The following is a 10,014-nucleotide window of genomic DNA, read 5'->3' on the forward strand; positions in this document are numbered from 1 at the left end:
CCCACCGAAAAACGTGCCACCAGCATGTCGTTCTCCGGCCTCCCGGGGAACGGCCCATGAAGGGACGGCAGTCCATTGGCGACCCCCGCGCCGGCAGAGACAGTTCACCTCATCCCCCGGGACACCGGACGTGACCCGCTCGGGTACACGAACCTCCTCGGGCAGTTCGACCAGCCCGGGGCGGGTGTGGCCCGCCTCGACGCCAACCTGCGGGTCCAGCAGGCGAACCAGGAGTTCTTCCGGCTGTTCGGGGGCTCCTCCGCGGAGGTCTGCGGCCGCGACTTCGGCGAGCTGGCGCACCCGAGCCTCCGGCAGCCGCTCCGGCGCCAGTTCCTCCGGCTCGTCGACGGCAGCCGCCGCCGGTTCGCCACCCACCTGGTCGCCGTCTCGGCCGAGGGCACCGCGTTCACCAGCGCGCTCACGGCGGTCGCGGTCCGCGGGGAGAGCGCGCGCACGGTCTCCGTCCTGGTCGTGATGCGCTCCGCGGACGGCCCCGAGGACCCCGACGTCGTCACCCCGCACAAGAAGATGCTCAGCGAGATCGAGGCCCGCATCCTGGAAGGCATAGCGTCCGGCCTCTCCACCGTCCCCCTGGCGTCCCGGCTCTACCTCAGCCGCCAGGGCGTCGAATACCACGTGACCCGGTTGCTGCGGAAGCTCCGGGTCCCCAACCGGGCCGCCCTGGTCTCCCGCGCCTACTCCCTGGGCGTCCTCGAAGTGGGCTCCTGGCCCCCGAAGGTCGTGCGCGACTTCGTCACCTGACCGGACCGCGGCCCGGCGCGCCGCGCGGTTGACAGATCGTCCACAGTGATCGCGCCGGCGCGACACAGTGATCATTGTCCCGGCCCCGGCTCTCGGCGACGCTCGAAGCGTCCAGTGATCGCCGACCCGTGAGGTTTGGGAGCAGAGCATGACCGAACTGTCGCCGCACCTGAAGCAGGCCACCGAGGTCGTCGCCGTCCGGGGGGAGGGGCCCTACCTCCACGGCGAGGACGGGCGGCGCTATCTGGACTTCACCGCCGGCATCGGCGTCACCAGCACCGGGCACTGCCACCCGAAGGTGGTCGCGGCCGCCCAGGAGCAGGTCGCCACCCTCATCCACGGCCAGTACACCACGGTGCTGCACCCGCCGCTGCGCCGGCTCGTCGAGCGGCTCGGCGAGGTGCTCCCCGAGGAGCTGGACAGTCTGTTCTTCGCCAACTCCGGCAGCGAGGCGGTGGAGGCGGCCCTCAGGCTCGCCCGCCAGGCCACCGGGCGGCCCAACGTCCTGGTCTGCCACGGCGGTTTCCACGGCCGTACGGTCGCCGCCGCCTCCATGACCACCTCCGGCACCCGCTTCCGCTCCGGCTTCTCGCCGCTCATGGGCGGCGTGGTGGTCACCCCCTTCCCCACCGCCTTCCGGTACGGCTGGGACGAGGAGACCGCGACCCGCTTCGCCCTGCGCGAGCTGGACTACCTCCTGCAGACCGTCTCCCCGCCCGAGGACACCGCCGCCGTCTTCGTCGAACCCGTCCTCGGCGAGGGCGGATACGTGCCCGCCACCGAAGGGTTCCTGCGCGGCCTGCGCGAGCGGGCCGACCGCCATGGATTCCTGCTCGTCCTGGACGAGGTGCAGACCGGCGTGGGCCGCACCGGACGCTTCTGGGCCCACGAGCACTTCGGCGTGCGCCCCGACATCCTCATCACCGCCAAGGGCCTGGCCAGCGGCTTCCCCCTGTCCGGCATCGCCGCGCCGAAGGCCCTGATGAGCAAGGCCTGGCCCGGCTCCCAGGGCGGCACCTACGGGGCCAACGCGGTGGCCTGCGCGGCGGCGGTGGCCACCCTCGACGTGGTCCGCGACGAGAACCTCGTCGCCAACGCCGAGGCCATGGGCGCCCGGCTGCGCACCGGGCTGGAGGCGGTGGCCGCGGGGACGCCCGCGATCGGCGACGTACGGGGCCTCGGCCTCATGCTGGCCAGCGAGTTCACCACCGAGGACGGGCAGCCCGACCCCGCGACGGCGGCGCGGGTGCAGCGCGCGGCCGTGGACGAGGGCCTGCTGCTGCTCCTGTGCGGGGCCTGGAACCACGTGGTGCGGATGATCCCCGCCCTGGTCGTCGACGAAGCGGCCATCGACGAGGGCCTGCGCGCCTGGTCCGCCGCGGTCGAGGCGGGCACGGCGGCCTCCTGAGGCATGTCCCGCGCCACACTGGTTACCCCCAGTGGTCGATGGTCCCGGATGGCAGAGGTAAAGGAGCCGCCCCAGATGTCCACCCCCTCGTTCCCCCCGGCGGACGACGTGATCGCCGCCGTGCCCAAGAAGCTGTACATCGCCGGTGAATGGGCCGACGCGGCCGGCGGGCTGACCATGCCGGTCGACGACCCGGCCACCGGCGAGGTGCTGTGCCGGGTCGCGGACGGCAGCCCCGCGGACGGGCAGCGCGCCCTGTCCGCCGCCGAGGACGCCCAGGAGAAGTGGGCGGCCACCGCGCCCCGCGCGCGCAGCGAGATACTCCGCCGCGCCTACGAGCTCATCGTCGAGCGCGCCGACAGTCTCGCCGCGCTGATGACCGCCGAGATGGGCAAGCCGCTGGCCGAGGCGCGGGGGGAGGCCGCCTACGCCGCCGAGTTCTTCCGCTGGTTCTCCGAAGAGGCGGTCCGCATCGACGGCGACTTCGGCACCCTGCCGGACGGCCGGAACCGGATGCTGCTGATGCGCCGCCCGGTCGGCCCCTGTGTGCTGGTCACCCCCTGGAACTTCCCGCTCGCCATGGGGACCCGCAAGATCGGCCCGGCGGTCGCCGCCGGCTGCACCATGGTGCTCAAGCCCGCCCCGCAGACCCCGCTGTCCAGCCTGGCCCTCGCCGGGATCCTGGAGGAGGCCGGCCTTCCGGCGGGGGTGCTGAACGTGGTGACGACCTCCCGCGCCGGGGAGGTCGTGGAGCCGCTGCTGACCAGCGGCCGGGTCCGCAAGCTGTCCTTCACCGGATCCACCCAGGTCGGCCGGACCCTGCTCGCCCAGTGCGCCCCGGCCGTGGTGCGCACCTCCATGGAGCTGGGCGGAAACGCGCCGTTCGTCGTCTTCGCCGACGCCGACCTGGACGCGGCGGTCGAGGGCGCGATGACCGCGAAGATGCGCAACATGGGGGAGGCCTGCACGGCCGCGAACCGGTTCTTCGTGCACCGGTCGGTGGCCGCCGAGTTCGCCGAGCGGCTCGCGCGGCGCATGGGCTCGCTCGTCGTCGGCCCGGGCAGCCGCCCCGGCGTCGACGTCGGCCCGCTCATCGACCGGGCCGGCCGGGCCAAGGTCGAGGAGCTGGTCGCCGACGCCGTGGGGCGCGGCGCCGAGGTCCTGGTCGGCGGCGCGGCCCCGGACGGTCCTGGCTGCTTCTACCCGCCCACGGTGCTGACCGGCGTGGACCCGGCCAGCCGGCTGATGGACACCGAGATCTTCGGCCCGGTCGCGGCCATCTCCCCCTTCGACGAGGAGGACGAGGTGGTACGCCTGGCCAACGACACCGAATGGGGCCTGGTCGGCTATGTCTTCACCCGGGACGTGAGCCGTGCGCTGCGGGTGAGCGAGCGGCTGGAGGTCGGCATGGTCGGCCTCAACACCGGTCTGGTCTCCAACCCGGCGGCCCCCTTCGGCGGCGTCAAGCAGTCCGGACTGGGCCGCGAGGGCGGCCGGGTGGGCATCGAGGAGTTCCTGGAGTACAAGTACGTGGCGATCCCGGTGTGACGGCCCGCCACCCGGCGGGCGGCGGCCGGCCGCGGGTCAGGTGCGGGACTCCAGGTCGCGCCGGGTGGCGTCGCCGTACACCCCGTCCTCGTCGCCGCGGATCCCGTACCACAGCTGGAAGCGGGCCACGGCGGAGGCCAGGGTGCGGTCGTATCTGCCGTTGACCGCCCCGCCGGGGTACACGTCCGGGATCCGCAGCAGGCGGGACTGGAGCTCGGAGACCTCCGGACCGCTGTCCCCCAGGGACAGCACCGCGCCCCCCGCCCCCGCCGCGCCCCCTTCGTTCGCCCCGTCCGCCCCGCCCGGCGCGGCGGGCGCGGCGGGGGCCGACGTGGGGCCGGACGGGGCTCCGCCGCCCGGCCCGGGCCGCGCGGCGGGGCTGCCGTCGCCGCCGGGGAGGAGCAGGACGAGCACGAGCGCGAGGGCCGCCCCGACCGCCCCCGCGGCGGCCAGGACGACGGCGCCCGGCCGGCCCCGGCGCCCGGGCGCGGCCGGCGGCGCGGCGGCGGGCGGCGGCCCAGCGGGCCTCCCCAGTCCAGGGTCGAACTCCTGGGTGTCCGCGTCGGCGATGTCGTACCCGCCCGGTGGAAGCGCCGCGCCTCCCGGGCGGAAGAGGTCCAGCTCCTCCATCCAGGCCTCGAGCGGGAGCCCGCCGTCCCGGTCGGGCTCCACCACCGCACGGAAGATCCGGGTCGGCTCGATCACCTGCCGCCCGGTGGGCTGTTCGGGTTCGGTTCCGGCAGCCATAAGATCTCCTCCAACTCCCGCGCAGCGCCGTCGAGACCGTCGGGAGAAGATACGGACGGGAAGCCCGGGGGACTCAGCGCGTGGATGACGCGTCGCGGATGATGTCGGTGGACGCCCGCCAGGCGACGCTCGGCGGCGTTCACACACGACCGGCCGCCGGATGTCCCCCGAATGCCGCGTCCGGGACACCGAGGGGGTGGAGAGGGTGGAGACGATGGAGCACACCAGGTGTTGTGTGGTGGGCGGCGGGCCGGCCGGGATGGTGCTGGGCCTGCTGCTGGCGCGCGCGGGCGTGGAGGTCACGGTCCTGGAGAAGCACGGCGACTTCCTGCGCGACTTCCGGGGTGACACCGTGCACCCGACCACGCTGTCGCTGCTGGACGAGCTGGGCCTCGCCGAGCGGTTCGCGGCGCTGCCGCAGCGGCATGTGCGCACCATCCAGCTGCCGATCGGCCCGGGCCGGTCGCTGTTCACCGTGGGCGACATCGGCGCGCTGCCGGTGCGGTACAACTACGTCGCGATGGTCCCGCAGTGGGACCTGCTGACCCTGCTGGCGGAGGAGGGCGCGCGGGAGCCGTCCTTCACCCTGCGCATGAACACCGAGGTGACCTCCTTCCTCATGGAGCGCGGCCGGGTGGCGGGGGTGCGCTACCGCACCGCGGAGGGGCGCACCGGCGAGCTGCGGGCCACCGTGACCGTGGCCTGCGACGGCCGGGGGTCGCTGGCCCGGCGGCTGCCGGAGCTGGGGCTGCGGGAGTTCGGCTGCCCGATGGACGCCTGGTGGTTCCGGCTGCCGCGGCACGAGGGGGACCCGCGGGGGCTGGTGGGAAACGCCGGCGACCGCTTCCTGACCGCCATGATCGACCGCGGGGACTACTGGCAGTGCGCCGCGCTGATCCCCAAGGGGACGGACGCGGACCGGCGCGCGGCGGGCCTGGACCGGTTCATGGCCGAGTTCGCGGCCGTCGCGCCGTGGCTGGCGGACCGCACCGACGCCCTGCGGTCGTGGGACGAGGTGAAGCTGCTCGACGTACGGCTGGACCGGCTCCGGCGCTGGCACCGCCCCGGGCTGCTGTGCATCGGGGACGCGGCGCACGCGATGTCGCCGGTGTTCGGGATCGGCATCAACCTGGCCGTCCAGGACGCCGTGGCCGCCGCCCGGGTGCTGGCCGGGCCGCTCGCCGAGGGCACCGTCGGGCTGCGGGAGGCCCGCGCGGTGCAGCGCCGCAGGTGGCCGACCACCGCGGCGACGCAGGCGCTGCAGCGGATCGCCCACGCGCGGGTCATCGAGCCGGTGCTGGCCGGCGCCACCCCGCTCGGCGACGGCTCCCGGCCGCCCGGGATCGCGCGGGTGCTGAGCGCGGTGCCCTGGCTGAAGCGGGTCCCGGCGTACTTCCTGGCCTACGGCGCCCGCCGCGAGCGCCCGCCCGCCGCGTCCCTGCGCTGACCCCCTAGGGGGTGTCTCCCCGATCTCTGTGGATCAGCCCGCGGCGTCAGGGGGCACCGCCCAGCGGTAGCTGGGGGCGCGTGCGATCGCAAGGCGGAGGGTCGCCCTCGTAGTGGGCCTACTTGGGCGGGCCCGACAACGCAGCGAGCGTGCGTGCCAGGCGTCGCGGGCCCGCAGAGATCGGGGAGACACCCCCTAGCGGCCGCGCAGCCGCTCCATGTCGCGCCGGTCGCGCTTGGTGGGGCGGCCGGCGCCGCGGTCGCGGGTGGCGACGGCGAGGAGTTCCTCGCGCGGTGGCGGGGGAGGGGAGTTGTCGACGAAACACTCTGCCGCGACGGCGGCCCCGACCCGCTTGTGCACCAGGCGCTTCACGATCACGATCCGCTCACGCCCGGCGTGGAAGAGCCGCACCTCGTCCCCGGGCCGCACGCCATGGGCGGCCTTGACGCGCTCCCCGTTGACCCGTACGTGGCCGCCGCGGCACGCCGTGGCGGCCAGCGACCGGGTCTTCGTCAGCCGTACGGACCAGATCCAGCTGTCGATCCGCACGGACCCCTGTTCCGAAGCGGCGTCTGAAGGCATGCCTGAAGCCATGCCCCGACTCTATCGGCTCCGTCCAGGGTGATACGTCCTGCTTCATCCGATATTGCTGTCTAAGGTGCCACACATGAGCGCACACTTTGACGTCGTGGTCCTGGGCGCGGGCTCGGGCGGCTATGTCGCCGCGATCCGCGCCGCGCAACTCGGCCTGTCCGTGGCCGTCGTGGAGGAGCGGTTCTGGGGAGGGGTGTGCCTCAACGTGGGCTGCATCCCGTCCAAGGCCCTGCTGCGCAACGCCGAGCTGGTCCATCTGCTGACCCAGGAGGCCCCGACCTTCGGTATCCGGGTGGACGGGCAGGTGATCCTGGACTACCGGGCGGCCTACGAGCGCAGCCGCAAGGTCGCGGACGGGCGCGTCCGCGGGGTCCACTTCCTGATGAAGAAGAACGAGATCGCCCAGTACGACGGCCGGGGCACCTTCACCGACGACCGGACGCTGCGGGTCGACCTGGCCGCCGGGGGAGCGGAGAGCCTCACCTTCGGCCACTGCGTGATCGCCACGGGCGCGGTCACCAATCTGCTGCCCGGCACCTCGCTCAGCGAGCGCGTGGTGACGTACGAGGAGCAGATCCTCAGCCCCGAGCTGCCCGAGAGCGTGATCATCGCCGGGGCGGGCGCCATCGGCGTCGAGTTCGCGTCCCTCATGCACAGCTACGGCGTGCGGGTGACGCTCGTGGAGTTCCTGGACCGGATCGTCCCGCTGGAGGACGAGGAGGTCTCCGCCGAGCTCGCGCGCCGCTACCGCAGGCTGGGCATCGACGTCCTCACCTCCACCCGGGTGGAGGCGATCAACGACTCGGGCCCCTCGGCGAAGGTCATGGTCACCACCGGCGGCCAGCGGCAGACGCTGCACGCCCAGGCGGTGCTGCAGGCGATCGGATTCCGGCCGCGGGTCACCGGCTACGGGCTGGAGAACACCGGCGTCCGGCTGACCGAGCGGGGCGCCATCGCCGTGGACGCCCGCTGCCGCACCAGCGTGCCGCACATCTTCGCGGTCGGGGACGTCACCGCGCAGCTGATGCTCGCCCACGCCGCCGAGGCGATGGGCGTGGTCGCCGCCGAGACGATCGCGGGCGCGGAGACCATGGAGCTGGACTATGTGATGATCCCGAGGGCGACCTTCTGCCGGCCGCAGATCGCCAGCTTCGGCTGGACCGAGGCCCAGGCCCGGGAGCGGGGCTTCGACGTGCGGGTGGCGAAGTTCCCGTTCACCGCGAACGGCAAGGCGCAGGGGATCGGCGACGCCGTCGGCTTCGTCAAGCTCATCGCGGACGGCCGCCACGGCGAGCTGCTGGGCGGCCATCTGATCGGCCCGGAGGTCACCGAGCTGCTGCCGGAGCTGACGCTGGCGCAGCGCTGGGACCTGACCGCCCATGAGGTGGCGCGCAACGTCCACGCCCACCCCACGCTCTCCGAGGCCGTCAAGGAGGCCGTGCACGGCCTCGCCGGACACATGATCAATATGTGAGCGGCCCGGGGCCGGTCACGGGCGAACGGTCGGAGCGATGCGCAGGCCGAACGCGGTGCGAATGCCCTAAATATGCTAGAAAGATCAGATGAAAGTGGGTTCGGCGCTGCGCTCGCGCAGTGTCGCCGGACAGGCGCTCGCCCTGCTGTTGGCGATCATGGCGCTGCTCGTGGTCGCCGCGGGCGCCGCGCTGGTCCTGCAGGGCCGCAGCAGCGGCGAGAACCAGGCCCGGGGCCGCGCCCTCGCCGTCGCCCACGCCTTCGCCCGCGCCCCCGGCGTGCTCCCGGCCCTCACCTCCCGCGACCCCAGCGCGGTCCTCCAGCCCTTCGCGCGGCGCGTCACCCACGACGCCGACATCGACTACATCGTGGTGACGAGCCCGAGCGGCATCCGCTACACCCACCCCGACCCCCGCCGGATCGGCGGCCGCGTCACCAGCCCCCTCTACCCGGCCACGGCGGGCCGCCCCTTCACCGACGAGGTCCCGGCCGCGGCCCACTCCTCCCCCTCCATCCGCGCGGCCGTCCCGGTCACCGACGCCAGGGGGAAGGTGGTCGGCATCGTCAACGCCGGGGTCACCATCCCCAACGTGAACCGCTCGGTCGGCCGCCAGCTGCCCGTCATGCTCGGCTCCCTCGGACTGGCCCTCGCGCTCGGCGCCGGCGGGGCCGCGCTGGTGAGCCGGCGGCTGCGGCGCCAGACCCATGGCCTCGGCCCCGCCGAGATCGCCAGGATGTACGACCACCACGAGGCCGTGCTGCGCGCCGTACGGGAGGGCGTGCTGATCGTCGACGACAAGGGCGGGCTGCTGCTCGCCAACGACGAGGCGGCGAGGCTCCTCGGCCTGCCGGCCGACGCCCAGGGCCGGCAGGTCACCGACACCGGCCTCCCCCCGGACATCGCCTCCCTGCTCGCCTCGGGCCGCCTGGCCACCGACGAGGTCCACCGGGTGGGGGAGCGGCTGCTGTGCGTCAACCAGCGCCCGGCCAGCCGGAGCGGACACCCCTGGGGCAGCGTCGCCACCCTGCGCGACACCACCGAGCTGCGCGCCCTGACCGACAAGGCCGACCGGGCGCGGGAACGCCTGGAGTTGCTGTACGACGCAGGCGTCGAGGTCGGCACCACGCTCGATATGGTGCGCACCGCCCAGGAGCTGGCCCGGGTCGCCGTCCCGCGCTTCGCCGACTTCGCCACCGTCGACCTGCTCGACTCGGTCCTGCACGGCGAGGAGCCCGGGGCCGGACACCGGGCGGCGGACACCCGGATGCGCCGCGTCGCGGTCAGCGGCGAGCGGCCGTCCGGGCACCCCTCGGCGCACCTGGTGGACGAGCCCATCGGCTCGGTGACGGTGCCGCTCACCGCGCGCGGGGTCACCCTCGGGCGGGCCGAGTTCCGGCGCTCGGCGCGCGCGGCCCCCTTCGAGGACGAGGACCTCACCCTCGCCGAGGAACTGGTCGGCCAGGCCGCCGCGTACATCGACATCGCCCGCCGCTACGCGCGCGAGCACGCCACCGTGCTGGCCCTCCAGCAGAGCCTGCTGCCCCGCGGCCTGCCCGAGCACGAGGCCGTCGAGGTCGCCCACCGCTATGTGCCCGGGACCGCCGGGGTCGGCGGCGACTGGTACGACGTCATCCCCCTGTCCGGGGCCCGCGTCGCCTTCGCCGTCGGCGACGTCGTCGGCCACGGCCTGCACGCCGCCGCCACCATGGGCCGGCTGCGCACCGCCGTGCACAACTTCTCCTCCCTCGACCTGCCCCCCGACGAACTCCTGACCCACCTCGACGAGGTGGTGGACCACCTGGACCGGGAGGAGACCGCCGCCAACGGCGCCCGGGGCCCCGGGGTCGCCGGAGCCACCTGCCTGTACGCGGTCTACGACCCGGTCGCCCGGCGCTGCTGCCTGGCGCGGGCCGGCCACCCGCCGCCCGCCCTGGTGCGCCCGGACGGCACGGCGACCCTCCTGGACCTGCCCGCCGGGCCCCCGCTGGGCCTGGGCGGGCTGCCCTTCGAGGCCGCCGAGGTCGACCTGCCCGA

At 74.4% G+C, this 10,014-nt stretch carries 8 protein-coding genes; 6 read left to right on the plus strand and 2 right to left on the minus strand.

What is annotated here, in order from left to right:
* The first annotated feature begins 75 nt into the window (after positions 1 to 75).
* The 3 genes from BBH68_RS30485 to BBH68_RS30495 all read left to right on the plus strand — a co-directional run bounded on the left by BBH68_RS30485 (position 76) and on the right by BBH68_RS30495 (position 3,718).
* A complete protein-coding gene (locus BBH68_RS30485) occupies positions 76 to 762 on the plus strand; it encodes a helix-turn-helix transcriptional regulator (protein WP_079151290.1) in 687 nt (228 codons plus the stop codon).
* A gap of 148 nt (positions 763 to 910) precedes the next feature.
* Positions 911 to 2,170 carry an aspartate aminotransferase family protein gene (locus BBH68_RS30490; protein ID WP_065966964.1) on the plus strand — a complete coding sequence of 420 codons (1,260 nt, stop codon included), beginning with the start codon at positions 911 to 913 and terminating at the stop codon, positions 2,168 to 2,170.
* A 75-nt stretch (positions 2,171 to 2,245) separates the two neighbouring features.
* Entirely contained in the window at positions 2,246 to 3,718 is a 1,473-nt protein-coding gene (locus tag BBH68_RS30495; RefSeq protein WP_065966965.1) for an NAD-dependent succinate-semialdehyde dehydrogenase, read from the plus strand.
* Between the two features lie 36 nt (positions 3,719 to 3,754).
* Here BBH68_RS30495 and BBH68_RS43480 read toward each other — a convergent pair whose 3' ends face one another.
* The gene (locus BBH68_RS43480) at positions 3,755 to 4,465 is read right to left on the minus strand and encodes a peptidoglycan-binding protein (protein WP_065966966.1); all 711 of its coding nucleotides are present in this window, start codon (positions 4,463 to 4,465) and stop codon (positions 3,755 to 3,757) included.
* Positions 4,466 to 4,679: 214 nt separating this feature from the next.
* Here BBH68_RS43480 and BBH68_RS30505 point away from each other — a divergent pair, with 214 nt between their 5' ends.
* The gene (locus BBH68_RS30505) at positions 4,680 to 5,912 is read left to right on the plus strand and encodes an FAD-dependent oxidoreductase (RefSeq protein WP_065966973.1); all 1,233 of its coding nucleotides are present in this window, start codon (positions 4,680 to 4,682) and stop codon (positions 5,910 to 5,912) included.
* 195 nt (positions 5,913 to 6,107) lie between these two features.
* Here BBH68_RS30505 and BBH68_RS30510 read toward each other — a convergent pair whose 3' ends face one another.
* Positions 6,108 to 6,506 carry an RNA-binding S4 domain-containing protein gene (locus BBH68_RS30510; RefSeq protein WP_245738375.1) on the minus strand — a complete coding sequence of 133 codons (399 nt, stop codon included), beginning with the start codon at positions 6,504 to 6,506 and terminating at the stop codon, positions 6,108 to 6,110.
* A 73-nt stretch (positions 6,507 to 6,579) separates the two neighbouring features.
* Here BBH68_RS30510 and lpdA point away from each other — a divergent pair, with 73 nt between their 5' ends.
* Both lpdA and BBH68_RS30520 read left to right on the plus strand, forming a co-directional pair.
* Entirely contained in the window at positions 6,580 to 7,980 is a 1,401-nt protein-coding gene (gene lpdA / locus BBH68_RS30515; RefSeq protein WP_065966968.1) for a dihydrolipoyl dehydrogenase, read from the plus strand.
* 88 nt (positions 7,981 to 8,068) lie between these two features.
* A partial coding sequence (locus BBH68_RS30520; RefSeq protein WP_065966974.1) for a SpoIIE family protein phosphatase occupies positions 8,069 to 10,014 on the plus strand: 1,946 nt, incomplete at its 3' end.

It is taken from the genome of Streptomyces sparsogenes (assembly GCF_001704635.1).
Taxonomy (GTDB): domain Bacteria; phylum Actinomycetota; class Actinomycetes; order Streptomycetales; family Streptomycetaceae; genus Streptomyces; species Streptomyces sparsogenes.

What these genes read in the sequence shown, in the direction of transcription:
- BBH68_RS30490 (WP_065966964.1), top strand. Translation starts at nt 911, where the DNA reads ATGACCGAACTGTCGCCGCACCTGAAGCAGGCCACCGAGGTCGTCGCC.
- BBH68_RS30495 (WP_065966965.1), top strand. Translation starts at nt 2,246, where the DNA reads ATGTCCACCCCCTCGTTCCCCCCGGCGGACGACGTGATCGCCGCCGTG.
- BBH68_RS43480 (WP_065966966.1), bottom strand. Translation starts at nt 4,465, where the DNA reads ATGGCTGCCGGAACCGAACCCGAACAGCCCACCGGGCGGCAGGTGATC.
- BBH68_RS30505 (WP_065966973.1), top strand. Translation starts at nt 4,680, where the DNA reads ATGGAGCACACCAGGTGTTGTGTGGTGGGCGGCGGGCCGGCCGGGATG.
- BBH68_RS30510 (WP_245738375.1), bottom strand. Translation starts at nt 6,506, where the DNA reads ATGGCTTCAGGCATGCCTTCAGACGCCGCTTCGGAACAGGGGTCCGTG.
- lpdA (WP_065966968.1), top strand. Translation starts at nt 6,580, where the DNA reads ATGAGCGCACACTTTGACGTCGTGGTCCTGGGCGCGGGCTCGGGCGGC.